The sequence below is a fragment of the Delftia sp. PE138 genome (genome assembly GCF_018320755.1).
Lineage (GTDB): Bacteria > Pseudomonadota > Gammaproteobacteria > Burkholderiales > Burkholderiaceae_C > Comamonas > Comamonas tsuruhatensis.
The window spans coordinates 421,788-445,000 of sequence record NZ_JABEPN010000003.1 but is presented as its reverse complement, the minus strand read 5'-3'; the positions used below and the strand labels follow the sequence as shown (position 1 = coordinate 445,000).

Genomic DNA, 23,213 nt, shown 5'->3' with positions numbered 1-23,213 from the left:
AAAGGCCTGCATGCCGAAGTTGGCCAGTACGCCCGCCAGGAGGGCGGCAGCGATTTCCATGGGGATGCGGTTCATGACGCGCTCGAACCAGCCTGTGGCTCCCACCAGGATGATCAGCCCCGCGCTGATGATGAAGGCGCCAACGGCCTCGCCCATGGAAAAGCCCCCGGCAAGCCCTGCCGTGGCAAGGACGGCTGCGCCTGGCGTGGACCAGGCGACCATGACCGGCATGCGCAGTATCAGCGAGGGCAGCAGAGAGCACAGGCCCATGCCCAGTCCCAGCGCCCAGATCCAGGACGTGATCTGCTCGGGCGTGGCATGGAAGGCCTGGGCGGCCTGAAAGACCAGGGCCACCGAGCTGGTGAAGCCCACGAGCACGGCCACGAAGCCGGCTGCGAAGGCAGAGGGACTCAAGTCACGGAAAAAGCGCATCGCGCGATTCTGTCACCACAGCCGCCGACCGTGCGATGCGCTGGCGACGCCTACAGTTCGATCTTGGAGCCCAGCTCCACCACGGAGTTGCTGGGCAGGTGCAGGAAGTCGGAGACACGGCTGGCGTTGCGGTGCATCTGGGCAAACAGCTTTTCGCGCCAGGGCGCCATGCGGTGGCTGATGCGCGGGATGATGACATCGCGCGACAGGAAGTAGCTGGTCTCCATGGCGTCGAGCTGGCAGCCCCGGGGACGCAGCAGGGACAGTGCCGCCGGCACGTCCGGTTCGTTCTTGAAGCCGTAGTTGATGATGACCTGCCAGCAGTCGCTGCCCAGCGCCTCGATCTCGGTGCGCTTGTCCAGGCCCACCCAGGGAATTTCATGGTTGCGCACCGTGACGAAGATGTTCTGGTTGTGCAGCACCTTGTTGTGCTTGAGGTTGTGCAGCAGGGCGTTGGGTACGGTGCCCGGTTCGCCGGAAAGAAAGACGGCCGTGCCCGTCACGCGCGCCGGCGGATGGCGCCAGACCGATTCGAGGAAGCTCTTGAGGTCGATGGCATCGGCCTGCAGCTTTTCGTGCAGCAGCTCGCGGCCCTTGCGCCAGGTCATCATCAGCGAGAACACCGTGCCGCCGATCAGCAGCGGGAACCAGCCGCCGTCGAACAGCTTGAGCAGGTTGGACGAGAAGAAGGCCAGGTCCACCAGGAAAAAGAATCCGGTGGCCGCGATGCACAGGGCCAGCGGGTAGTTCCAGCGGTAGCGGATCACGAAGAAGGTCAGCGTGGTGGTGATCAGCATGTCCAGCGTGACCGCAATGCCGTAGGCGGCCGCCAGGTTGCCGCTGGAGCGGAACAGCACCACGGCCAGCGCAATCGCCACGAACAGGCTCCAGTTGACCAGGGGCATGTAGATCTGGCCGGTCTCGCGCACGCTGGTGTGGCGCACTTCCAGGCGCGGCAGATAGCCCAGCTGTATGACCTGGCGCGTGACGCTGAAGGCGCCCGTGATCAGGGCCTGCGAAGCGATGACCGTGGCCATGGTGGCCATCAGCACCAGGGGCAGCAGCGCCCAGGCCGGGGCCATCATGTAGAAGGGATTCTTCACGGCGGCCGGGTTGGCCAGCAGCAGCGCACCCTGGCCGAAGTAATTGAGCGTGAGGGCAGGCATGGCCACGGAGAACCAGGCCAGGCGGATGGGCTTCTTGCCGAAGTGGCCCAGGTCGGCGTAAAGCGCCTCCGCCCCGGTCACGCACAGCACGACGGCGCCCAGGATGATGAAGCTGGTGCCGGGGTTGTCCCAGATGAAGCGCACCGCGAAGTGCGGGCTGATGGCCGCCAGGATTTCGGGATGGCCCGCGATCTGGTGCACGCCCAGCGCTGCGATGGTGGCAAACCAGACCAGGGTGATGGGGCCGAAAAACCGACCGATCCCCGCCGTGCCGTGCTTCTGGAACCAGAAAAGCAGGAAGAGGATCACCAGGGTGAGCGGGATCACGGCCTTGGTGAAGTGCGGAGAGACCACTTCCAGGCCTTCGACGGCCGAGAGCACGGAGATGGCCGGCGTGATCACGCCATCACCATAGAACAGCGAAGTGCCGAAGATGCCAATGAGCAGCAGCACGTTGCGCAGGCGGGGCTTGTCCTTGACGGTCTGCGAGGCCAGGGCCAGCATGGCGACCAGGCCGCCTTCGCCGTTGTTGTCGGCACGCAGCACCAGGACCACGTACTTGAGCGAGACGATGACCGTCAGGGTCCAGAACAGCAGCGACAGGACGCCGTAGATGTTCTCCTGGGTGAACGGCACATGGCCGGAGCCGAAGACCTCCTTGACCGAATACAGCACGCTGGTGCCGATATCGCCATAGACCACGCCGATGGCGCCCAGGGTGAGCGCGGCCAACGAAGATTTGGTTTTCTGCACAGGTCTATGCGCCATCCCGTGGGGAGATGGCTTCAGTCAATTGAAATGCCGGCATTGTCCGCTGTCCTGATGACGAGCGCATCGGACAGCACCCCGATCAGTCGTAGATTTCCGCGTTGGGGTTGGTCGCCTCCAGCTCATAGCTGGCCGCCAGCATGGCGACCCGGGCCACCACGCCATACATGTAGAAGCGGTTGGGCATGCTGGCACCCGGGCGCGCGCCTATCTGGGGCAGCTGGGTGCTGTGCTGGAAGGCCAGCGGCACGAAGCCGGCTCCGGGCGCGTTGAGGTTTTCGTCCACATCGCGCTCGGGGTGCATGCGGTAGAAGCCGCCGACCACGTAGCGGTCCATCATGTAGACCACGGGCTCGGCCACGGCGTTGTTCATGCGCTCCTGGGTGAGCACGCCTTCCTGGATGATCACGTCGTGCACGGTCTGGCCGTCCTTGATCATGCCCATCTTGTTGCGGCTCTTGCGCGGCAGCTCGGCCAGCTCCTTGGCATCGCGCACGGTCATCACGCCCATGCCATAGGTGCCGTTGTCGGCCTTGACGATGGCAAACGGCTTTTCCTTGATGCCGTACTCCTTGTACTTGCGGCGCACCTTGGCCAGCAGCACATCGACCTGCTCGGCCAGGCCTTCCATGCCCACGCCATTGGCGAAGTCGATGCCTTCGCTGCGGCCAAACAGCGGGTTGATCAGCCAGGGATCGATGCCCAGCAGCTTGCCGAAGCGCTTGGCCACTTCCTCATAGCTCTGGAAATGGCGGCTCTTGCGGCGCACGCTCCAGCCTGCATGCAGGGGCGGCAGCAGGTATTGCTCGTACAGCTCCTCGACGATGCCCGGGACGCCGGACGACAGGTCGTTGTTGAGCAAGATGGTGCAGGGATCGAAATCCTTGAGACCGATGCGGCGCTTGCTGCGGATCACCGGCTCCAGCGTCACCGTGTCGCCATGCGGCAGGGTGACGGTGGTGGTCTTCTTGACATCGGGGCTGATGGAGCCGATGCGCACGTTCAGACCGGCCATGTTGAAGATGCGCTTGAGCTGCACCACGTTGGCCAGGTAGTGCGTGTTGCGCGTGTGGTTCTCGGGAATGATGAGCAGATTGCGCGCTTCGGGGCAGATCTTCTCGATCGCCGCCATGGCCGCCTGTACGGCCAGCGGCAGCATTTCGTCGGTCAGGTTGTTCCAGCCCCCGGGGAAGAGGTTGGTGTCCACGGGTGCGAGCTTGAAACCGGCGTTGCGGATGTCCACCGAGCAATAGAAAGGCGGCGTGTGTTCCATCCATTCGAGCCGGAACCAGCGCTCGATCGCCGGCATGGAGTCGAGGATGCGCTGCTCAAGCTCGTTGATCGGGCCGGTCAGGGCCGTGATGAGATGTGGAACCATAAAGACCCTCTGGGTACGACGGTGGGGGGCAATTGTAGAGATTGGACCATGGTCTAGGTGTTTTCCCCAGTCTTTGCAGCGTCAGCGGCGCCAGAAAGCCGGCGAAAGCAAGGCCATGAAGCTGAGGATTTCCAGGCGTCCCAGCAGCATGGCCAGGGTGCAGACCCAGGTCTGGAATTCGGTGAGCACAGCATAGTTGGAGGACGGGCCCACCGCGCCCAGGCCCGGCCCCATGCAGTGCACGCTGGCCAGCACGGCGGAGAAGGCGGTCACCGGGTCCAGGTCGGTGAGCAGCAGCACCATGCTGAGTGTGATCACGGTGGCGCCATAGACCAGCATGAAGGCCAGCACCGAGAAGATCATGCGGTTGTCCACCACGCCGGTGCCCAGCCGCACGGGCTGCAAGGCGCGCGGATGCGCGAGCCGCGTGAGTTCACGCCGCGCCTGCTTGAGCAGGATGAGCATGCGCACCATCTTGATGCCGCCGCCCGTGGAGCCCGCACTGGTGGCCACACCCGACATCAGCAGCATGAGCACGGGCGCAAAGACGGGCCAGGTCAGGTAGTCCACCGTGGTGAAGCCGGTCGTCGTGGCCACCGAGACCACATGGAAGAGACCGTAGCGCAGGGCCTCCACGGGCCCGTACACGCCCTTGGCCCACAGCAGCAGCGCCACGATCAGCCCGCCCCCCAGCAGCACGGCCAGCGTGGCGCGCATTTCCGGATCGCGCCAGAAGCCGTCCCAGCGGCCCTTGCGCATGGCCACGAAGTACAGCGCGAAGTTGCAGCTGGCCAGCAGCATGAAGACCAGGGCGGTCAGTTCGATCAACGGCGAGTCGAAATACGCAAAGCTGGTGTCATGCGAGGACAGGCCACCGAGGCTGACGGTGGCGAACATGTGCATCAGCGCATCCAGCGGCGACATGCCTGCCGCCCAGAAGGCCAGCAGACAGGCCAGCGAGAACAAGCCGTACACGCCCCACAGGCCCTTGGCGGTCTCGGTCACGCGCGGCGTCAGCTTGGTGTCCTTGATGGGACCAGCGGCTTCGGCACGGAACAGCTGGGCGCCCCCCACGCCCAGCAGGGGCAGGATGGCCACGGCCAGGATCAGGATGCCCATGCCGCCCAACCATTGCAGGAAGGTGCGCCAGACATTGATGGACACGGGCAGCGCATCCAGCCCCGTGAGCACAGTGGCGCCGGTGGTCGTCAGGCCCGAGACGGCCTCGAAATAGGCATGGGTGAAGCTGATGCTCAGCCCCACATGGCCCATGCCCAGCACCAGAGGGAGCATGGCGCACAGCGGCAAAACCACCCAGACCAGGGTGACGAGGATGACGCCGTGGCGCGGCTGCAGCTCGCGCCGGAAGTGGTCCAGGCCTATCCACAGCGACAGCCCCGCCGCCGCCGTGATGCCGATGGCCCAGGGGTAGATGCGCCAGATGCCGTCGTCGGTGAACCAGGACACTGCAAAGGGCAGCAGCATGGACAGCGCAAACATGACCATGAGCATGCCAAGCACGCGCAGGACGGGTAACAGGTCGCGCATGGTGTCGGCTCAGAAGAAGGTGGCGCTGACGCGAAACAGGTTCTCCACGTCCCGTACCAGCCGCTTGTGGGGCAGGAAGAAGATCACGTGGTCGCCGCTCTCGATCACGGTGGTGCTGCGCGGGATGATGACCTCGGGCTCGGCACCGGCCGCGATTTCGTCGGCCGGCACGCCTTCGGGTATGCCGCGCACGATGAGGCCGATGTGGACATCCTCGGGCACGCGCAGGTCCTCGACCTTGCGGCCGACCACGCGCGAGCTTTTGCGGTCGCCGCGCGCCACGATCTCCAGCGCCTCGGCCACGCCCCGGCGCAGGCTGTGCACGGCCTGCACGTCGCCGCGGCGCACATAGGCCAGCAGTTCGCCAAGCATGGCCTGGGCCGGCGACAGCGCAATGTCGATCTGCGTGCCGTGCATCAGGTCGGCGTAGGCACGCCGCGTGATCAGCGACAGCACGCGCCGCGCGCCCATGCGTTTGCCCAGCAGGCTGGCCATGATGTTGTTCTCATCGTCGTCGGTCAGGGCCAGGAACAGGTCCACGTCCTCCACGCTTTCATCGGCCAGCAGGTCCTCGTCGGTGGCATCGCCGTGCAGCACCAGCACCTCGGCCGGCAGCAGCGAGGCCAGGTCCTGGCAGCGCTGCTCGTCGGGCTCGATGATCTTGATGTGGAAGCGGCCCGGCACGCGCGACAGCTGCAGCGCCAGGCGCTGGCTGACCTGGTCACCGCCGGCGACCATGATGCGGTAGACCGGGCGCGAAGGCCGGCCGGCAGGCTGGTGGATGGCACGCAGCACCTCGGCCACATGCTCGCGCGCGGCCAGGATGAAGACCTCGTCGCCGGGCTCGATGCGCGTGTTGCCGTCGCAGCGGACGAAGCGGTCGGGCTCGTCCAGGAAACGCCGGTAGATGGCCACGATGCGCATGGCCAGCTCGGGCATGCAGTCGCGCAGCTCGCCGATGCGCTTGCCGACGGCGGGGGCGCCATCGCGCGCGCGCACCGAGGCCAGTGCGGCCCGCCCGCCCGCGAAGGCACGCACCTGCATGGCTTCGGGAAACTCGATGAGCTTGCTGATGTAGTTGGTCAGCGATTCCTCGGGGCAGATGATGCGGTCGACGCCAAAGCCTTCCTTGCCCAGCAGCGCCTCGTCCTCGCCAAAGCCCGAGGAGCGCACGCGCGCGATGCGTGTGGGAATCTCGAACAGGACCTGGGCCAGCTTGCAGCACACAAGGTTGGTTTCGTCGAGCGCGGCGCAGGCGATCAGCAGGTCCGTGTCCTTGGCGCCGGCCTCGGCCAGCACATGGGGATCGATGCCGCTGCCCACGACGCCACGCAGGTCGAAGCGCGACTCCAGCTCGCGCAGGCGCCGTGCGTCGGTGTCGATCACCGTGATGTCGTTGCGTTCGGACACCAGGCTTTCTGCCACGCTGTAGCCCACACGGCCGGCGCCAAGAATGATGATTTTCATGGATTCATTGCAGTGCTGCGGTGCCGGCGCGGGGCATTCCGGCGCGCAGCACGGCTCGGTCAGGTGCGGACTTCGCCTTCACCCAGCACCACGTATTTGAGCGAGGTCAGACCTTCGATGCCCACAGGACCGCGCGCATGGAACTTGTCGGTGCTGATGCCGATTTCCGCGCCCAGGCCGTACTCGAAGCCATCGGCAAAGCGCGTGCTGGCATTGACCATGACGCTGGCCGAGTCCACTTCGCGCAGAAAGCGCTGGGCGTGCATATGGTCGCGCGTCAGGATGGCGTCCGTGTGGTGGCTGGAGTAGCGGTTGATGTGGGCGATGGCCTCGTCCACGCCGGACACGATCTTGACGCTGATGATGGGCGCCAGGTATTCCTCGCTCCAGTCCTGCTCGGTGGCCTCGGCCAGTTGAGCGCCGGCCACAGACTTCAGGATGGCCAGCGATTCGGGGCAGCCGCGCATCTCCACGCCCTTGGCGGCGTAGATGGCGCCGATCTTCGGCAGGAATTCGGCGGCCACGCCGCGCGCCACCAGCAGGCTTTCACTGGCATTGCAGGGGCTGTACTTGTTGGTCTTGGCGTTGTCGGCCACCTTGACGGCCATGGCGATGTCGCAGGGATCATCGACATAGGTGTGGCAATTGCCGTCCAGGTGCTTGATGACGGGCACCTTGGCCTCGCGGCTGATGCGCTCGATCAGGCCCTTGCCGCCGCGCGGGATGATGACGTCCACGTAGTCGGGCATGGCGATGAGCTGGCCCACGGCCTCGCGGTCCGTGGTCTGCACCAGTTGCACGCCGTGCTCGGGCAGGCCGGCTTCGGCCAGCGCCCTGGCGACGAGGGCAGCCAGCGCCTTGTTGGAGTCGATGGCCTCGGAGCCGCCGCGCAGGATGCAGGCGTTGCCGCTCTTGATGCTGAGGCTGGCCGCCTCGATGGTCACGTTGGGGCGGCTTTCGTAGATCATGCCGAACACGCCGATCGGCACACGCATCTGGCCTACGCGGATGCCGCTGGGCATTTGCTTCATGCCGATGATCTCGCCGATCACATCGGCCATGGAGGCCAGCTGCTCACATCCCTGGGCACAGGTTTCCAGCACCTTGGGCGTCAGGCGCAGGCGGTCCACCATGGGAGCGGACAGGCCGTTGGCCACGGCGCGGTCGAGGTCACGGGCGTTGTCGGTCTGCAACGGCTCCACGTTCTCCCGCAGCAGGCGCGCCAGCGCCAGCAGGGCGCGGCTTTTGACGGCAGCCGAGGCTCGGGCCATCTGGGCGGAGGCCACTTTGGCCTGAACGCCCAGGTTGTGGGTGTATTCGACGATATTGAGCGCGTTCATTCCGAGATTCTCGCCGAGTTGCGCCCATTTGCGCACCGAGAGCGGGCATGCCCCGCGCCAACATGCGGCTGGGATGCGGCTGGGATGCGTCCTCGCAGGGCCACTAGAGGGCAAACCCCGCGTTCCGGCGGCCGGCAGGATGTCGCGGCCACCCTACACTGCTGCCCAGTACGCAGAGGTTTTCCCGCCATGTCCACCAGCCACGACACTCTTCTCGCCGCCCAGCAGCTCGCACAGTTGCGCGCGGGCTTCGCCCAACTGGCACAGCAGCAGTTGCCGGCCGCCGTGCTCGGGCAGCAGGCCAGGGCTTCCTCGGAGTTGCTGCAGGCCCTGCCGCCGCGCTACGGCGAAGTGCTGCTCAATCTGCTGGACCGATTGGAATCCAGCGCGCTGTTCAGCGAGGAAAGCTGCTCCTTCAGCCAGAAGGACCTGCTGGACAACCTCGAGACCTGGGCCACCAAGGCCCAGGCGCAGCTGGAAAAGACGAGCTAGGAACGGTACGTCAGCCCTTGGCGCCGGCCTGGGCCAGGTCCATGGCCAGGCGGCGCAGGGCCTGCCAGCCGTCGCGGGGCCAGCCCTCGAAGGCCAGGCCCTTGACGATGCCGTCCACCGCGTGGGCCGATTGCAGCAGGCGCGCGGCCTGGGCGTCGGTGATGCGCGGCAGCAGGCGCTCGAACAAACGCTCCTTGACGCCCCAGACGCGCTGGGCGCGCAGGGCCATGGGCAGGGGCTGACCTGCGGCCATGGCGTCCTTGACGCGGCAGATGGAGCGGATGTCCTCGGCCAGGGTCCAATGCACCAGCACCTCGGCCGTGCCCTCGGCCTGCAGGCCGTCGAGCATGCGCGAGACGCGCGCCAACTGGCCGGACAGCACGGCCTCGGACAGCTTGAACACGTCGTAGCGCGCCACATTGAGCACTGCCTGCTCCACCTGCGCCTGGCTCAGCTCGCCGGCGGGGTGCAGCAGGGCCAGTTTCTGGATCTCCTGGTGTGCGGCCAGCAGGTTGCCCTCGACGCGGTCGGCAAAGAACTGCAGCGTGCGCTGGCCTTCCTCGCCGGGTGCCACGCGCTGGCCCTGGGCTGCCAGGCGCTGGGCAATCCAGGCCGGCAGCTGGCCGCGCTCTATGGGATCGATCTGCAGCGTCATGCCCTGGGCTTCCAGCGCGCTGAACCAGGCGCCGGTCCTGGTGGCCTTGTCCAGGCGCGGCAGCATGACCAGGGTGAGCGTGCTGTCATTGCCGCGCGCCGCCTCGGCGATCTGCTGCAGCGCGGCGCCGCCGTCCTTGCCGGGCTTGCCTGAGGGAATGCGGATCTCGATGATCTGCCGATCGGCAAACAGCGACAGCGAGCCACCGGCCGCCAGCACGGCGCTCCAGTCGAAATGGGCGCCGGCCACGGTGTAGCTGCTGCGCTCGGTGTAGCCCGCGGCGCGCGCGGCGGCACGGATGGCGTCGGCAGCCTCCTGCTGCTGCAGCGGCTCGTCGCCGTGCAGCACGTAGAGCGAGCGCAATCCCTTGGCCAGATGGCCGCCGAGCTGGTTCAGGGCAAGCTGCATGGGGCTCAGGTCAGGCTCTTGACGGCCGACAGGCGGCGCAGCAACTGCTGGACGATGTCGGTACGCATGTCCTTGTAGAGCATGGCCTCCTCGGCCTCCTTGGACAGCGCATTGGTTTCGTTGTACGTCACGTCGCGCTGCTGCAGGATCTCGGTCTCGGGGATCGGCTCGTCTCCATTGGGCGTGCGCAGCTTGAAGCGCACGCGCAGGCGCAGCTGCAACTCGCGCACCTGGCCCAGCGCGTTCATGCCGACGATGACCCGCTCCTGCCGCTCGCTGATGATCTGGAAGATCGCATCCGCATCGTCGGGCGATGCCGGATCGCGCAGCACGGTCAGCTTGTCGCTGGCACTGGCCAGGTTGCGCGACAGCTCCCGCGCCACCGGAGAGCCCCGGCCCGCCTGGATGTAGAGCGAGCGGAACACGAAGGTCGGCACCCCCCGCAGGCGAAAGCCGCAGGCCCCCAACAGCGGAGCCAGGGCCAGGGCGGTGAGCAGGGTACGTTTTTGCATATCAGTTCTCCAAGGCGCTTGCGCCACTCACAGCCCTTGCAACGGTCGCGCCCAAAGCGAGGGACACCGAGCAAGGGCCGCCCCGCAGCGAGGGTGTCGTCCCCCCCGCGAAGCGAGAGGGGGAAGGCGCGCAGCGCCTCAGGGGGCATGCCATGGCCTAGACCACGACGTTGACCAGGCGGCCCGGCACCACGATCACCTTCTTGGGCGCCGCGCCATTGGTGAACTTCTGGCATTCCTCGTTGGCCAGGGCAATGCGCTCGATCTCGGCCTTGTCGGCCGTCGAGGACACGAGGATGGCCCCGCGCAGCTTGCCATTGACCTGCAGCACCAGAGAGATCTCGTCCTGCACCAGGGCCAGGGGATCGACCTGGGGCCAGGGCGCGTCCAGCACATCGCCCAGGTGGGCGGCGTAGCCCAGTTCGCTCCACAGCACATGGGCCAGGTGGGGCGTTGCCGGGTAGAGCACGCGCAGCAGGATGCCGAAGCCTTCGATCAGCGCCACCTGGGCGCCCGCGTCGTCGTGGGACTTGAAGTCCTCCAGCGCGTTGATCATCTTCATGGCGCCCGAGACCACGGTGTTGTACTGCATGCGCTGGTAGTCGTACTCCACCTGCTTGAGCACGGTGTGGATCTCCAGGCGCAGGGCCTTGGCGGCCTTGCCGAATGCCACGTCGTCCAGCGACTTGGCGCCGGCCACGCTCTGCACGGCGCCGGCCATGTCCATCTGCGACAGTTTGGCGCCGAAGTTGTAGACGCGGCGCAGGAAGCGGTAGCTGCCTTCGACGGCGGCATCGTTCCACTCCAGCGTCAGCTCGGGCGGCGCGGTGAACATGGTGTACAGGCGCGCGGTGTCGGCGCCGTACTTCTCGATCAGCTCCTGCGGATCGATGCCGTTGTTCTTGGACTTGGACATGGTGCCCACGCCCTCGTAGTCGATGTCCGTGCCCACGGGCAGCAGGCCGTCGGCGCTGTCCACCTCGGCCTTGAGCCTGGCGCCCACGATCTTGCCGGTCTCGTCGAACACATGCTCGACATCCTTGGGCCAGAAGTACTCCTTGGCACCCTTGGCCGTGCGGCGGCTGTAGATGTGGTTGAGCACCATGCCCTGGGTCAGCAGCTTGGTGAAGGGCTCATCGACCTTGACCAGGCCCAGGTCGCGCATGACCTTGGTCCAGAAGCGCGCGTACAGCAGGTGCAGGATGGCGTGCTCGATGCCGCCGATGTACTGGTCCATGCCGCTGCCGCCGGTGGCGGCATGCTGGTCCCGCATCCAGTAGTCCGTGCCCTTGCCCACCATCTGCTCGCTGTTCCTGGCGTCGCAATAGCGCATGAAGTACCAGGACGAGTCCACGAAGGTGTCCATGGTGTCGGTCTCGCGGCGCGCGCTCTTGCCGCAGCAGGGGCAGACCACGCCGGCGTGGAAGGCTTCGCTCTTGACCAGGGGGTTGCCCGAGCCATCGGGCACCAGGTCCTGGGGCAGGACCACGGGCAGGTCCTTGGCAGGCACGGGCTGGGCGCCGCAGTCCTCGCAGTGGATGATGGGAATCGGCGTGCCCCAGTAGCGCTGGCGGCTCACGCCCCAGTCGCGCAGGCGCCAGGTGGTTTTCTTCTCGCCAAGGCCCTTGGCGGCCAGCAGTTCGGCCACCTTGTCCACGGCAGCCCCATGGGGCAGGCCGTCGAGTTCGCCGGATTCGATGCAGACAGCGCGCTGCTTGTCGCCGTACCAGTCGGCCCATGCCTCGGTGCTGAAGGTCTCGCCTTCGACCGCGATGACCTGGCGGATGGCGATGCCGTACTTCTTCGCAAAGGCGAAGTCGCGCTCGTCATGCGCGGGCACGCCCATGACGGCGCCGTCGCCGTAGCTCATGAGCACGTAGTTGCCGACCCAGACCTCGACCTGGGCACCCGTCAGCGGATGGGTGACGAACAGGCCCGTGGGCAGGCCTTCCTTTTCCTTGAGCGCGAGTTCGGCCTCGGTGGTGCCGCCCTTCTTGCATTCTTCGATGAAGGCCGCGAGCTTGGGCTGCGATGCCGCGGCATGCTGGGCCAGCGGGTGCTCGGGCGCCACGGCGCAGAAGGTCACGCCCATGATGGTGTCGGCGCGCGTGGTGAACACATACAGGCGCCCGTCCTGGATGGGCTGGCCGTCGGTGCCACGGAAGTCGTGGGTGAACGCAAAGCGCACGCCGGAGCTCTTGCCGATCCAGTTTTCCTGCATCAGGCGCACTTTTTCAGGCCAGCCGGTCAGCGTGGCCTTGTCGCCGCCCACCTGGACATGGTCCAGCAGCTCCTGGGCGTAGTCGGTGATCTTCAGGTAGTAGCCGGGGATTTCGCGCTTTTCGACCGGCGCGCCCGTGCGCCAGCCGCGGCCGTCGATGACCTGCTCGTTGGCCAGCACGGTCTGGTCCACCGGGTCCCAGTTCACGATCTGGGTCTTGCGGTAGGCAATGCCCTTTTCCAGCATCTGCAGGAACAGCCACTGGTTCCACTTGTAGTAGTCGGGATCGCAGGTGGCCACTTCGCGGCTCCAGTCGATGGCCAGACCCATCGCCTGCATCTGCTTTTTCATGTAGGCGATGTTGTCGTAGGTCCACTGCGCAGGCGGCACCTTGTTCTTGAGCGCCGCGTTCTCGGCCGGCAGGCCGAAGGCATCCCAGCCCATGGGCATGAGGACGTTGTAGCCCTTCATGCGCAGCTGGCGCGCCAGCATGTCGTTGATGGTGTAGTTGCGCACATGGCCCATGTGCAGCTTGCCGCTGGGGTAGGGCAGCATGGAGCAGGCGTAGAACTTGGGCTTGGCCTGGTCTTCGGTCACGCGGTAGGCGTCGCGGGCGGACCAGTGGTCTTGCGCTGCGCGCTCAACGTCGATGTGGTTGTATTTCTCTTGCATGGTGCTGCGGCCCCAAGGGCCGGACAAGGTGGCCGGACGAGCCGGATGGCCGGAATCAACCGACGATTTTAGGGCCCCGGCCCGCCGGTGCCGCAAGCAGCCCACAAGCCCGCAGACGGTACTGCGCCATCGGCACCCGGTTGCCCGGCCGCCGCGCGGGGAAAAGCCGCGCTGCGTATGCTTGGCACCCTCTGTGGCAGTGCGCCGCAGACGTTCCGCCATCGCCAGCCCGGACTTGCGCAGGAACGGATACGGACATCCCGGGCATGCCGCCATCGCGCGGCAGGTTTTTCCGCGCCCTGGAGTTTTCTCTTGCTGAACTGGTCTTTGATTTCCGGCTGGGATCCCGTCATGCAGGCCCTGGCTGCGCTGTGCGCGCTGGTGCTGCTGGCCCGCTCCGCGGGTTTTGTCGTGCAATGGCTGCTGTTGCGCGTGCTGCCGCGCATGCGCAGCACGCTGGTGGAGATGGAGTGGGCCCAGGTGCTGCTGCACGACAGCGTGCTGCAGCGGCTGGCCAAGGCCGTGCCTTCGCTGGTCATGCAGTCCGGCGTGCAGGCCATACCGCAGCTGCAGCCGCAGTGGGCCACCCTGATCCTGAACCTGGCCATCGCCTGCACCATCTACCACGTGGCCCGCGTGATCAGCGCCCTGCTCAATGCCATGAACGAGGCGCACGACCTCAAGGAAGAGCGCAAGGCCACGCAGGCGCACTCGATCAAGAGCTATGTGCAGCTGGGCAAGCTGCTGGTGTTCCTGATCGCCATCGTGCTCATCGTCGCCACCCTGGTGGACCGCTCGCCGCTGCTGCTGCTGTCCGGCCTGGGCGCGGCCTCGGCCGTGCTGATGCTGATCTTCAAGGACACCATCATGTCCTTCGTGGCCGGCGTGCAGCTGGGCTCCAACGACATGCTGCGCGTGGGCGACTGGATCGAGATGCCCCAGGTCGGCGCCGACGGCTTCGTGATCGACATCGCGCTGCACACGGTCAAGGTGCAGAACTGGGACAAGACCATCACCACCATTCCGACCTGGCGGCTGATGAGCGACAGCTACAAGAACTGGCGCGGCATGTTCGAGTCGGGCGGGCGCCGCATTCGCCGCTCGCTGCACATAGACGCCCACACCATCCGCCTGCTGACGGCAGAGCAGCGGCAGAAATTGTCATTGCTCGAGCCCCTCAAGGACTATTGGAGCAGTGATGGCGGCCTGCGCATGGCCGATGCGCCGGCGGGCAGCGAGATGGCAGCGCAGCATCTGAGCAATCTGGCCGCGTTCAAGGCCTATGCATACGCCTACCTGCTGCGCCATCCGCACATCCACAAGACACCGAACATGTTCCTGCTGGTGCGCACCATGGAGCCTTCTCCCATGGGGGTGCCGCTGGAGCTGTTTTGCTACACCAGCACCACGGTCTGGGTGGAGTACGAGGCCATACAGGGCGCGATCTTCGATCACCTGATCGGCATGCTGCCGCTGTTCGGGCTCAGTCTGTACCAGCGCTCCTCGGACCATGGCCAGCATCTGCGGCTGGCGGGCAACGAGCGCTGGCCCGAAGGACAGGACTAGGTTCGCGGGCGCAGGCCCGGCGGCGCTTGAGCGCTTGAGCGCCTGATCGCTTCAGCGCCCGGCGCCGGTGGGACCCAGGACGGCTGCGGGTTTTCCATCCTGGTTTCGCACCGGCTCGGCCACGAAGCCTATGCGCGTCAGCCCTGCCGCGTGGGCCCAGCCCATGAGTTCGGCCACGCGGCCATAGGGCACGGCCTGGTCGGCACGCAGTTGCAGTTCTGCCTGGGGGTTGCGCGCGCCGAGCTGAGCGAGGCGCTCACGCAGCGCATCCGCCGTGGCGGGCTGGCCCTGCATCCAGAGCGCGCCCTTCGCATCGACCTCCAGCAGCAGCGCATCGTCCTCGCCCGCGGCGGCCATGGGCTGGGTGCCCTGGGCCTGGGGCAATTGCACGCGCAGCGAGGCGGCCAGCATGGGTGCCGCGAGGATGAAGATGACGACGAGCACCAGCATCACATCCACCAGCGGGGTGACGTTGATGGCGTGCATGGGCTGGGAGGAGCTTTCCTTGCCGCTCAGTCGTCCAAAGGCCATGTGCGCTCCTGGCGAGCCGCCCCGTCAGGGCGCTTCCATGGGGCCGGCCGGCAGGCCGGCGACGGCCATGCCGTCATCGTGCGGCGCCTGCTCCGCCGGCTGGGTGCCGAACATGGCCTGCAGGTCATGGGCAAAGCCTTCCAGCAAGGCCTCCATCTGGGCCGCAGCCCGGCCCAGCAGGTTGTAGGCCAGCACGGCCGGCAGGGCCACGGCCAGTCCGGCCGCAGTCATCACTAAGGCCTCGCCCACCGGGCCGGCCAGTTGTTCGATGCCGATCTGCCCGCTGCCCGCCAGCGTGGCCAGCGCGTGGTGAATGCCCCAGACGGTGCCCAGCAGGCCGACAAAAGGTGCCGTGGCGCCCACCGTGGCCAACAGGGTCTGGCCCCATTGCAGCTGGTGGCTGGCCGATTGCAGCGCCTGGCGAAGCTCCCGCGTCAGGCGGACGGAATGCGCCGCGCGTCCCGCAAGCGCCAGGCCGCTGCCCATGGGTGCCAGCGCCTGTGTCACGGCCTCGGCCATGGGTGCCACCAGTTGCTGGCGATGCCCCTCGCCCATGCGGGCCTGGCCCGAGGCCAGGTCCGGCGCGCTCCAGAAGGCCGCAATGGCCTGGGGAACGCGGCGCCGGCTGGCGGCCATGAACCAGACCTTCCAGACGATGACCACCCAGCTGGCCACCGACAGCGCCAGCAGCAGCAGCGCCGTGCCGCGCGCGACGGCATCGCCTTGCTGCCACCAGAGCCAGAGTGGACCGCTCATGGTCTTACCTTGCCCGTGCTGCGAGCCTCGTCACAGGCCCAATACGGCGTACATGTCGTACTGGCCGCTGGTCTTGTCCGCCAGGAAGCGCGCGGCACGCAGGCTGCCCTGGGCATAGCCGGCACGGCTGCTGGACTTGTGCGAGATCTCGATGCGCTCGCCCGTACCCGCAAACAGCACCGTGTGGTCGCCGATGATGTCGCCACCGCGCACGGTGGCAAAGCCGATGGTGTTGTCCTCGCGCGCACCGGTGTGGCCGAAGCGCTCGTAGACGGCGCGGTCGGCCAGCTTCGTGCCCTGGGCTTCGGCGATGACCTCGCCCATCTTGAGGGCGGTGCCCGAAGGCGCATCCACCTTGTGGCGGTGGTGGGCCTCGACGATCTCGATGTCGTAGCCGCTGGACAGGGCCTTGGCCGCCATCTCCAGCAGCCTGAAGGTCACGTTCACGCCCACGCTCATGTTGGGCGACAGCACCACGGCCGTGCGCTGGGCGTACTCGGCGATGCGGGCCTTTTGCTCGTCGCTGAAGCCCGTGGTGCCGATGACCAGCCTGACGCCCAGTTCGGCGCAGATGGCCAGGTGCTCCAACGTGCCCTCGGGGCGCGTGAAGTCGATCAGGCAGTCGGCCTTGGACAGCGCGACGCGCACATCGCTTTCGATGACGATGCCGCTGGCCAGGCCCAGGAAGGCCGAGGGATCGGTGCCCAGCGCAGGGCTGTCGGGACGGTCCAGCGCGGCGGTCAGCGCAAGGTCATCGCTTTGCGCGATGGCCTCGATCAGCATGCGGCCCATGCGGCCGGAGGCGCCGGCCACGGCCACGCGCAGGCGCTGGTTGTTGCTGGAGGAAGTGGCGGTCGTGGCGTTCATGTCGGGAAAGAGATGCAAAGGCTCAATGCGTGGAAAGTGGACTGCCCGGGCGCACGGCAGGCACCGCGGCAGCCGCCATCCACGGAAAAACGCCCGCATGCCTTGCGGCGCGCGGGCGGCGATATCAGCGGGCGCCGGGCTCCAGTGGCGGATAGCTGGCCGCCGCGGGCGGCGGCTCGGCGGCCACGGGCTCTTCGACCGGCTTGGCAGCGGGGAACTTGGACAGCTGCTCCTCGCTGGCTTCCAGCTGAGGAATCTTGCCCAGCTTCTTCTTGGAGCCCAGGCTGGCGACGAATTCGGCCTCGGTGGGCATCTCGTCGCCTTCGGAGCGCGCGAACAGGTCGCCGTTGAAGAAGACGGTCAGCTTGCGCACCTGGGAATCGACGCCGGGACGCTTGATGGTGAACACATATTCCCAGCGGTCGGCGTGGAATACGCTGGTGACCAGCGGCGTGCCGAGGATGTCACGCACCTGCTGGCGGCTCATGCCGGGCTGCAGGGCCTCGACCTGTTCGCGGGAGACGAAGTTGCCTTGGACGACCTCGACCTTGTAGGGAGTGACGACATTGGCGACTCGGTGCGCGGCGCCATCGAGGCTGCTGCAGCCTGCCAGCGCCACCCCGATCAACAGCATCAGGGCCGCACTGGCGCGGCAACGGGCTTGAACATGCATTGGTATCAGCATAGGGATATGATCGTGGATCATTGTAGCGGCTGGTCCCCTGGGCTTGCGATCATGCGACGCCCCTGGCACCAGGGCCATTTTGTTCGCCGTCCCGCACCTGCCGTGGTGGCAGCCCAGCGGGCAGTCTCTGCCAAAGACCCAGACATGAAGAACATCGACGAACTCAAGAGTACCGGCCTGAAGGCCACGCTGCCCCGCCTGAAGATCCTGGAGATCTTCCAGACGGGTGCGCAACGCCACATGACGGCCGAAGACGTGTTCCGCGTGCTGCTGGACGAGCGTTCGGACATCGGCCTGGCCACGGTCTACCGCGTGCTCACGCAGTTCGAGCAGGCAGGCATCCTCATCCGCAGCAATTTCGAGAGCGGCAAAGCCGTCTACGAGCTCAATGAAGGCCAGCACCACGACCACTTTGTCTGCACCAGCTGCGGCAAGGTCGAGGAGTTCTACGATCCCGATATCGAAAAGCGCCAGAACCTGATCGCCAAGGCCAAGGGCTGGGTGATCCAGGACCATTCGATGGCCCTGTACGGACAGTGCGCTGAATGCGCAAGCCGGCCCAGCAAATAAGGCCGGGTCCCTCAGAAAAAGCGGAGTGTGGAGCACTCCGCTTTTTTTTTGCCTTTTACTTTTTGCTACCGGCGCTTTACAGGGCGAAGCACATGGGTGGAGGATGCTGGCGTCCAATGGATTTCCCCTACCCACCGAGACACCATGCGCCGCACTTCGCCGTTCGCCATCGCTCTCACTTTCTCCGCCATCGTCCTGGCCACAGGCTGTGCGCCCTTGCAGGCCCCGCCGTCGTCCGCAGCGGCCGCGCTGCAGGGAGTGGCCGAGGCACCGCTCACCGCCGCGCAGCGCCAGCAATGGCTGGACCGCGTCACCTGGGGCGCCACCGACAGCGAGGATGCGCAGCTGCAGCGCCTGGGCCTCAAGGCCTGGCTGGCACGGCAACTGCAGCCGGGGCCTCAGCCGCTGCCTGCGCAGGCGCAGCAGCGCATTGATGGGCTGGGCATCAGCCAGCGCCCCATGGACCAGGTGCTGCTGGAGCTGGGCGACCAGCGCAAGGCCGTGCAGGAAGCCGCATCGGCCGATGAAAAGGCCGCGCGGCAGCAGGCCTACCAGCGCACGCTGAACCAGCTGGGCAGCGATGCCCAGAAGCGCTTCGTGATCCGCGCGCTGTACTCGCCGGCACAGCTGCAAGAGCAGATGACCTGGTTCTGGATGAACCATTTCAGCGTCAGCCTGCGCAAGGCCGATATCCGCGCCTGGGTGGGCGACTACGAGGAGCAGGCCATACGCCCGCATGCGCTGGGCAGTTTCCGCAGCCTGCTGGAGGCCTCGCTGCGCCACCCGGCCATGCTGCGCTACCTGGACAACGCCAGCAATGCGGCGGGCCGCATCAACGAAAACTACGCGCGCGAGCTGCTGGAGCTGCACACCATGGGCGTGGGCAGCGGCTACACCCAGGCCGACGTGCAGGAGATGGCGCGCATCCTGACAGGCGTGGGCATCAATCTGCAGCCGGCCGGCACGCCGCCGCCGCGCATGCGCGCCGGGCGCCAGGGCGACTACCTGCGCTCGGGATTCTTCGAGTTCAATCCCAACCGGCACGACTACGGAGCCAAGACCTTCCTGGGCCAGCCCCTGAACGCACGCGGCATGGCCGAGGTCCAGGAGGCGCTGGACCGCATCGTCGCCGCGCCGGCCACGGCGCAGTTCATCGCGCACAAGCTGGCGGTGTTCTTCATTGCCGACGATCCGCCGCCGGCCCTGGTGCAGCGCACGGCACAGGCCTTCACGCGCAGCCGGGGCGACATCGCAGCCACCGTGGCGGCGCTGCTGACCGATCCGGAGGCCGCGCGCTTTGGCCGCAAGTTCCGCGATCCGCTGCACTACGTGCTGGCCGCCACGCGGCTGTCGGTGGACCAGCGCGTGGCGGCCGACGTGGCGCCCGTGCTGGGCTGGATCAACCGGCTGGGCCAGAACCTCTACGCGCACGAGACGCCGGACGGCTATCCGCAGATGCAGTCCGACTGGGCCAGTTCGGGCCAGATGGCGGCACGCTTCGAGGTGGCGCGCCAGATCGCCACGCGCAGCGCCGTGCTGTTTCGCGCCGACCCCAAGGAGGCGCTGGAGAAGCCGCCCTACCCCATGCTGTCGGAACGGGCCAGCGTGCGCCAGCGCCTGCCCCAGTGGAGCCAGGCCACGCAGGCGGCACTGGCCCAGGCGCGCAATCCGGCGGACTGGAATACCTACTTCCTGTCCGCACCCGAGATGATGTTCCGCTGAACCCCGGAGACTTTCCATGCAGCGACGCCACTTCCTGACCATGGCATCGGCCCTGCCCTTTGCCGCCCACCTGGGCCGGCTGCAGGCGGCCGCCCTCCAGCCAGCCACGCCGCGCCTGCTGCTGGTGTTTCTGCGCGGTGCCTATGACTGCAACAGTCTGCTGGTGCCCACGCACAGCGACTTCTACTACGAGGCCCGTCCCAGCATTGCCATCCCCCGTCCCGGCGAGGCCGGCGGCGCGCTGGCGCTGGATGGCCGCTGGGGCCTGCACCCGATGCTGGAGGACAGCATCCATCCGCTGTTCCAGGCCGGCCAGGCCTGCTTCGTGCCCTTTGCAGGCACGCACGACCTGTCGCGCAGCCATTTCGAGACACAGGACTCCATCGAACTGGGCCAGGGCCTGGACGGGCGCCGCAGCTACCAGTCGGGCTTTCTGAACCGGCTGGCCCAGGTGCTGGGGCAGGACGGGCGGGGCCCGGTGTCGCCCATGTCGTTCACGCCCCAGTTGCCACTGCTGCTGCGTGGCAGCCTGCCGTCCGCCAACATGGCCCTGGCGTCCGTGGGCAAGGGCGGGCTGGACGATAGACGCAGCCAAGCCATTGCCGCCATGTACGCAGGCACTGCCCTGGCCACGGCCGTGCAGGAGGGCTTTGCCGTGCGCGATGCAGTGCAGCGCAGCGTGCAGGAAGAGATGGACCAGGCCGGGCGCGACGCCATCAGCGCGCGGGGCTTTGCGCTGGTGGCGCAGCGCATGGCGGCCCTGATGCGCGATCGCTTCGACCTGGGCTTTGTGGATGTGGGCGGCTGGGACACGCATGTGGCCCAGGGCGGCGCCACAGGCGCGCTGGCCGGACGGCTGGACGAGCTGGGCCGGGGCCTGGCCGGTTTTGCCCAGGAGATAGGTCCCGAGGCCTGGCGCCATACGGTGGTGGTGGTGATCAGCGAATTCGGCCGCACCTTCCGCGAGAACGGCAACAAGGGCACGGACCACGGCCACGGCACGACCTACTGGCTGCTGGGCGGCGGGCTGTCCTCGCGCGCGGGCGGTCGCATCGTGGGAGAGCAGGTCGAGGTCAACCAGAAAAACCTGTTCCAGAACCGCGACCATCCCGTGCTCAACGAGTACCGCGCCGTACTGGGCGGCCTGTTCCAGCGCATGTATGGACTGAGTCCGGCCCAGCTGCAGCGTGTCTTCGAAGGCGCGACGCCCCGCGACCTGCAACTCGTCTGACTACGGCAGCGCCTGCGGCGGCACTGGCACGCCGGACAGCTTGTCGGGATTGCGCAGCGTGTAGATGCGGCGGATCAGGCCGTCTTCGACCAGCAGCGTCTGCACGGATTCCAGCTCGCCGTCGATGCAGCGCAGCAGGCCCGGCAGGCCGTTGACGCGCGCCAGGTGCAGGGTCTGGCGCTGGCCGTTGCGCCGCATGCGGCGCGTGGTGGCGAAGTACAGCAGGGCCAGGCGCCGGCCGGTCTCCAGCACGCGGCCGAACGAGGGCACCTTGCCGCCGCCGTCGCTGATGAGTTCGGCATCGGGCGCGAACAGCGCCTGGATCTGCGCAAAGTCCCCACCCTGCACGGCCTGCGCAAAGCGCTGCAGCAGCGCGGCATGGGCCTCGGGCGGCGCCGCAAAGCGCGGGCGGCCGGCCTGCACATGGCTGCGGGCGCGGTGCACGAGCTGGCGGCAGGCGGCCTCGCTGCGGCCCAGGGCCTGGGCCACCTCGGCATAGTCGGCATCGAAGACCTCGCGCAGCAAAAAGGCGGCGCGCTCGTCGGGCGTGAGCTGCTCGAGCACGAACATCAGCGCCGTGGACACGTCGTGGGCACGCTCCAGCAGGTCTTCGGCCGAGGGTGCGGACTCCTCGGCCCAGGGCTGGACCAGGGGCTCGGGCAGCCAGAAGCCCTGGTAGTGCTCGCGCTCGGCGCGCAGGCGGCGCAGCCGGTCTATGGCCAGGCGCGTGGTCACGGAGACCAGCCAGGCCTCGGGCTGCTCTATGCCGGCGCGCTCGGCGCCATGCCAGCGCAGCCAGGCCTCCTGGACCAGGTCCTCGGCATCGGCGCGCTGGCCGAGCATGCGGTAGGCCAGGCCGAACAGGCGCGGGCGGTGGCGCTCGAACAGGGCCAGGGGATCGTCGGTGGCGGAGGAGGTCTGCATGCCATCAAGACGCGGGAGCGTGGCGTTGTGTGACAGACAGGGCCGGCATGGTGCTCGGTGCCTTGGTGACTCAGTGGGGCTGCGGAGCCTGCAGCACGCTGGGATCGGTGTGGATCAGCTCCAGCGGGTAGCGGCGGCCGGCCAGGTAGTCCTTTATGCTTTGCATCACCAGCGGACTGCGGTGCTGGGCGGTGCAGGCCTTGAGTTCGTCCAGCGTCATCCAGACCGTGCGGATGATGCCGTCGTCCAGCGGCTGGCCGGCCCGGAAGTCACCCAGCTCGCCCGTGAAGGCAAAGCGCAGATAGGTGATGTCGGAGCCGGTGCGCGTGCGCACGAAGCGGTTCAGGTAGACGCCGACCAGGGCCGTGGGCACGAAGTCGTGCGCCGTCTCCTCATCGACCTCGCGCACACAGGCGGTGATGGGCGACTCGGCAGGGTCGAGATGGCCGGCGGGGGTGTTGTAGCGCACGCCATCGGCCGTGTCTTCTTCCACCAGCAGAAAACGGCCATCGCGCTCAATGATGGCCGCCACAGTGACATTGGGTTTCCAGCGATCGGGCATGGCGCGCATTATGACCAGAGGCGGCCGGCCCGTCCCCGGCCAAAAACCCCATCACCGCGCCTTGCAGGCCACCACGCGACACGGCACCCTGTAGCGCCCTGTAGCGCCCCGTAGCGCCGCCCTACAGCGGCCGGGCCATGTACAGCGCACCGTCGCCGTAGCTCACCAGGCGCTGCTGCTGCAGCGGGTCGGTCAACGCCTGCACGGCATAGCCATGGCGCTCCCAGTAGCCGCGCGAGCCCTGCACCGACACCAGGGCCGTGTGGCGCAGGCCCTCGGCGCGCGCCCGCTCCCACAGCGGAGCCAGCAGCGCACGGGCCAGGCCCTGGCCTGCGGCCTCGGGGTGCACGGCCATGTCGTGCAGGTACAGGGTGTCGGCCTGCTCGACGGCCTCGAAGTCACCGTGCAGCGGCGTGATCTTGGCCATGAGGCTGCGGTAGGCCGCGAGATAGGCGCGCACCCGGCCGTCCTGCTCCAGTGCCAGCGAGCAATGGGCCGTGCCGGCCAGGCGCCGCGCAAAGACCTCGCCGCTCTCGGCATAGTCCTCGCCATAGCAGGCCCGCTGGATGTCCAGCAGACCGGGCAGGTCGGCGGCGGTCAGTGCGCGGACATGGAAGCGGTCAGCGGCAGGCAAGGAAGAGGAGGGAGAAGGCGAACAAGACATGGGCAGGACAGGCAGGTGCCGGAGACAGGCCGCCCAGGGTAAGCGATTGCCCAAGCCCCGGCGCACCCTGCCGGAA

Annotated in this window: 21 protein-coding genes (1 of these 21 only partly in view); 5 read left to right on the top strand and 16 right to left on the bottom strand. The window is 67.3% G+C overall.

The annotated features are described in order from the left end of the window. The 6 genes from HFGMBDPB_RS14335 to HFGMBDPB_RS14310 all read right to left on the bottom strand — a co-directional run. Positions 1 to 432 carry the beginning of a benzoate/H(+) symporter BenE family transporter gene (locus HFGMBDPB_RS14335; RefSeq protein WP_017404050.1) on the bottom strand. 750 nt of this gene lie to the left of the window's left edge, so only the first 432 of its 1,182 coding nucleotides appear in the window; it begins with the start codon at positions 430 to 432; its stop codon lies off the left edge, out of view. A gap of 50 nt (positions 433 to 482) precedes the next feature. Beyond that, on the bottom strand, positions 483 to 2,351 hold the full coding sequence (locus tag HFGMBDPB_RS14330; protein ID WP_026062036.1) for a potassium transporter Kup: 1,869 nt from the start codon (positions 2,349 to 2,351) through the stop codon (positions 483 to 485). A 97-nt stretch (positions 2,352 to 2,448) separates the two neighbouring features. Then, positions 2,449 to 3,744, bottom strand: a complete 1,296-nt coding sequence (gene gshA, locus HFGMBDPB_RS14325) for a glutamate--cysteine ligase (protein WP_012207794.1) — start codon at positions 3,742 to 3,744, stop codon at positions 2,449 to 2,451. Between the two features lie 81 nt (positions 3,745 to 3,825). Then, positions 3,826 to 5,292 (bottom strand): TrkH family potassium uptake protein, encoded by a 1,467-nt coding sequence (locus HFGMBDPB_RS14320; RefSeq protein ID WP_212645626.1) that lies wholly within the window; start codon positions 5,290 to 5,292, stop codon positions 3,826 to 3,828. A gap of 9 nt (positions 5,293 to 5,301) precedes the next feature. Continuing rightward, positions 5,302 to 6,759, bottom strand: a complete 1,458-nt coding sequence (gene trkA / locus HFGMBDPB_RS14315) for a Trk system potassium transporter TrkA (RefSeq protein ID WP_212645625.1) — start codon at positions 6,757 to 6,759, stop codon at positions 5,302 to 5,304. A gap of 59 nt (positions 6,760 to 6,818) precedes the next feature. Next, positions 6,819 to 8,099: a glutamate-5-semialdehyde dehydrogenase gene (locus HFGMBDPB_RS14310; protein WP_016454225.1), complete on the bottom strand. Its 1,281-nt coding sequence runs from the start codon at positions 8,097 to 8,099 to the stop codon at positions 6,819 to 6,821. A gap of 189 nt (positions 8,100 to 8,288) precedes the next feature. On the opposite strand from HFGMBDPB_RS14310, the gene HFGMBDPB_RS14305 reads away from it, so the two are divergent. Continuing rightward, a complete protein-coding gene (locus HFGMBDPB_RS14305) occupies positions 8,289 to 8,591 on the top strand; it encodes a hypothetical protein (RefSeq protein WP_016447204.1) in 303 nt (100 codons plus the stop codon). Between the two features lie 10 nt (positions 8,592 to 8,601). Here HFGMBDPB_RS14305 and holA read toward each other — a convergent pair whose 3' ends face one another. The 3 genes from holA to leuS all read right to left on the bottom strand — a co-directional run bounded on the left by holA (position 8,602) and on the right by leuS (position 13,059). After that, a complete protein-coding gene (holA, locus tag HFGMBDPB_RS14300) occupies positions 8,602 to 9,654 on the bottom strand; it encodes a DNA polymerase III subunit delta (RefSeq protein WP_016447205.1) in 1,053 nt (350 codons plus the stop codon). Positions 9,655 to 9,659: 5 nt separating this feature from the next. Continuing rightward, a complete protein-coding gene (locus tag HFGMBDPB_RS14295) occupies positions 9,660 to 10,166 on the bottom strand; it encodes an LPS-assembly lipoprotein LptE (protein WP_016447206.1) in 507 nt (168 codons plus the stop codon). Positions 10,167 to 10,323: 157 nt separating this feature from the next. Then, positions 10,324 to 13,059: a leucine--tRNA ligase gene (leuS, locus tag HFGMBDPB_RS14290; protein WP_212645624.1), complete on the bottom strand. Its 2,736-nt coding sequence runs from the start codon at positions 13,057 to 13,059 to the stop codon at positions 10,324 to 10,326. 351 nt (positions 13,060 to 13,410) lie between these two features. Between leuS and HFGMBDPB_RS14285 the strand changes: the two genes are divergently transcribed. Beyond that, positions 13,411 to 14,625, top strand: a complete 1,215-nt coding sequence (locus HFGMBDPB_RS14285) for a mechanosensitive ion channel family protein (RefSeq protein ID WP_016447208.1) — start codon at positions 13,411 to 13,413, stop codon at positions 14,623 to 14,625. A gap of 51 nt (positions 14,626 to 14,676) precedes the next feature. On the opposite strand, the gene HFGMBDPB_RS14280 is transcribed toward HFGMBDPB_RS14285, so the two are convergent. The 4 genes from HFGMBDPB_RS14280 to HFGMBDPB_RS14265 all read right to left on the bottom strand — a co-directional run bounded on the left by HFGMBDPB_RS14280 (position 14,677) and on the right by HFGMBDPB_RS14265 (position 17,452). Beyond that, positions 14,677 to 15,156 carry an ExbD/TolR family protein gene (locus HFGMBDPB_RS14280; protein WP_074921136.1) on the bottom strand — a complete coding sequence of 160 codons (480 nt, stop codon included), beginning with the start codon at positions 15,154 to 15,156 and terminating at the stop codon, positions 14,677 to 14,679. 24 nt (positions 15,157 to 15,180) lie between these two features. Beyond that, positions 15,181 to 15,912, bottom strand: a complete 732-nt coding sequence (locus HFGMBDPB_RS14275) for a MotA/TolQ/ExbB proton channel family protein (RefSeq protein WP_212645623.1) — start codon at positions 15,910 to 15,912, stop codon at positions 15,181 to 15,183. A 30-nt stretch (positions 15,913 to 15,942) separates the two neighbouring features. Continuing rightward, positions 15,943 to 16,779 carry a 4-hydroxy-tetrahydrodipicolinate reductase gene (gene dapB / locus HFGMBDPB_RS14270; protein WP_212645622.1) on the bottom strand — a complete coding sequence of 279 codons (837 nt, stop codon included), beginning with the start codon at positions 16,777 to 16,779 and terminating at the stop codon, positions 15,943 to 15,945. Between the two features lie 124 nt (positions 16,780 to 16,903). After that, the gene (locus HFGMBDPB_RS14265) at positions 16,904 to 17,452 is read right to left on the bottom strand and encodes an outer membrane protein assembly factor BamE (protein ID WP_016447212.1); all 549 of its coding nucleotides are present in this window, start codon (positions 17,450 to 17,452) and stop codon (positions 16,904 to 16,906) included. Positions 17,453 to 17,608: 156 nt separating this feature from the next. Here HFGMBDPB_RS14265 and fur point away from each other — a divergent pair, with 156 nt between their 5' ends. The 3 genes from fur to HFGMBDPB_RS14250 all read left to right on the top strand — a co-directional run bounded on the left by fur (position 17,609) and on the right by HFGMBDPB_RS14250 (position 20,987). Further along, on the top strand, positions 17,609 to 18,034 hold the full coding sequence (fur, locus tag HFGMBDPB_RS14260) for a ferric iron uptake transcriptional regulator (RefSeq protein WP_013804774.1): 426 nt from the start codon (positions 17,609 to 17,611) through the stop codon (positions 18,032 to 18,034). A 144-nt stretch (positions 18,035 to 18,178) separates the two neighbouring features. Continuing rightward, complete coding sequence (locus tag HFGMBDPB_RS14255; RefSeq protein ID WP_154836294.1) at positions 18,179 to 19,756, top strand: DUF1800 domain-containing protein; 1,578 nt, start codon at positions 18,179 to 18,181, stop codon at positions 19,754 to 19,756. Positions 19,757 to 19,772: 16 nt separating this feature from the next. After that, complete coding sequence (locus HFGMBDPB_RS14250) at positions 19,773 to 20,987, top strand: DUF1501 domain-containing protein (protein ID WP_212645621.1); 1,215 nt, start codon at positions 19,773 to 19,775, stop codon at positions 20,985 to 20,987. On the opposite strand, the gene sigJ is transcribed toward HFGMBDPB_RS14250, so the two are convergent. The 3 genes from sigJ to HFGMBDPB_RS14235 form a co-directional block, all read right to left on the bottom strand. Further along, positions 20,988 to 21,911 (bottom strand): RNA polymerase sigma factor SigJ, encoded by a 924-nt coding sequence (gene sigJ / locus HFGMBDPB_RS14245; protein WP_016454217.1) that lies wholly within the window; start codon positions 21,909 to 21,911, stop codon positions 20,988 to 20,990. A gap of 70 nt (positions 21,912 to 21,981) precedes the next feature. Beyond that, complete coding sequence (locus HFGMBDPB_RS14240; protein WP_212645620.1) at positions 21,982 to 22,482, bottom strand: NUDIX hydrolase; 501 nt, start codon at positions 22,480 to 22,482, stop codon at positions 21,982 to 21,984. A 112-nt stretch (positions 22,483 to 22,594) separates the two neighbouring features. Continuing rightward, positions 22,595 to 23,137 (bottom strand): GNAT family N-acetyltransferase, encoded by a 543-nt coding sequence (locus HFGMBDPB_RS14235; RefSeq protein WP_043791589.1) that lies wholly within the window; start codon positions 23,135 to 23,137, stop codon positions 22,595 to 22,597. Between the last annotated feature and the right edge of the window lie 76 nt (positions 23,138 to 23,213).

Bases quoted from the DNA above. Each gene is read 5' to 3' on its own strand.
- HFGMBDPB_RS14255 (WP_154836294.1), top strand. From the start codon at position 18,179: ATGCGCCGCACTTCGCCGTTCGCCATCGCTCTCACTTTCTCCGCCATC.
- HFGMBDPB_RS14285 (WP_016447208.1), top strand. From the start codon at position 13,411: ATGCAGGCCCTGGCTGCGCTGTGCGCGCTGGTGCTGCTGGCCCGCTCC.
- HFGMBDPB_RS14305 (WP_016447204.1), top strand. From the start codon at position 8,289: ATGTCCACCAGCCACGACACTCTTCTCGCCGCCCAGCAGCTCGCACAG.
- holA (WP_016447205.1), bottom strand. From the start codon at position 9,654: ATGCAGCTTGCCCTGAACCAGCTCGGCGGCCATCTGGCCAAGGGATTG.
- HFGMBDPB_RS14310 (WP_016454225.1), bottom strand. From the start codon at position 8,099: ATGAACGCGCTCAATATCGTCGAATACACCCACAACCTGGGCGTTCAG.
- HFGMBDPB_RS14295 (WP_016447206.1), bottom strand. From the start codon at position 10,166: ATGCAAAAACGTACCCTGCTCACCGCCCTGGCCCTGGCTCCGCTGTTG.
- dapB (WP_212645622.1), bottom strand. From the start codon at position 16,779: ATGAACGCCACGACCGCCACTTCCTCCAGCAACAACCAGCGCCTGCGC.
- HFGMBDPB_RS14240 (WP_212645620.1), bottom strand. From the start codon at position 22,482: ATGCGCGCCATGCCCGATCGCTGGAAACCCAATGTCACTGTGGCGGCC.
- leuS (WP_212645624.1), bottom strand. From the start codon at position 13,059: ATGCAAGAGAAATACAACCACATCGACGTTGAGCGCGCAGCGCAAGAC.
- trkA (WP_212645625.1), bottom strand. From the start codon at position 6,759: ATGAAAATCATCATTCTTGGCGCCGGCCGTGTGGGCTACAGCGTGGCA.
- HFGMBDPB_RS14250 (WP_212645621.1), top strand. From the start codon at position 19,773: ATGCAGCGACGCCACTTCCTGACCATGGCATCGGCCCTGCCCTTTGCC.
- sigJ (WP_016454217.1), bottom strand. From the start codon at position 21,911: ATGCAGACCTCCTCCGCCACCGACGATCCCCTGGCCCTGTTCGAGCGC.
- HFGMBDPB_RS14320 (WP_212645626.1), bottom strand. From the start codon at position 5,292: ATGCGCGACCTGTTACCCGTCCTGCGCGTGCTTGGCATGCTCATGGTC.
- HFGMBDPB_RS14280 (WP_074921136.1), bottom strand. From the start codon at position 15,156: ATGGCCTTTGGACGACTGAGCGGCAAGGAAAGCTCCTCCCAGCCCATG.
- gshA (WP_012207794.1), bottom strand. From the start codon at position 3,744: ATGGTTCCACATCTCATCACGGCCCTGACCGGCCCGATCAACGAGCTT.
- fur (WP_013804774.1), top strand. From the start codon at position 17,609: ATGAAGAACATCGACGAACTCAAGAGTACCGGCCTGAAGGCCACGCTG.
- HFGMBDPB_RS14265 (WP_016447212.1), bottom strand. From the start codon at position 17,452: ATGCATGTTCAAGCCCGTTGCCGCGCCAGTGCGGCCCTGATGCTGTTG.
- HFGMBDPB_RS14275 (WP_212645623.1), bottom strand. From the start codon at position 15,912: ATGAGCGGTCCACTCTGGCTCTGGTGGCAGCAAGGCGATGCCGTCGCG.
- HFGMBDPB_RS14235 (WP_043791589.1), bottom strand. From the start codon at position 23,137: ATGTCTTGTTCGCCTTCTCCCTCCTCTTCCTTGCCTGCCGCTGACCGC.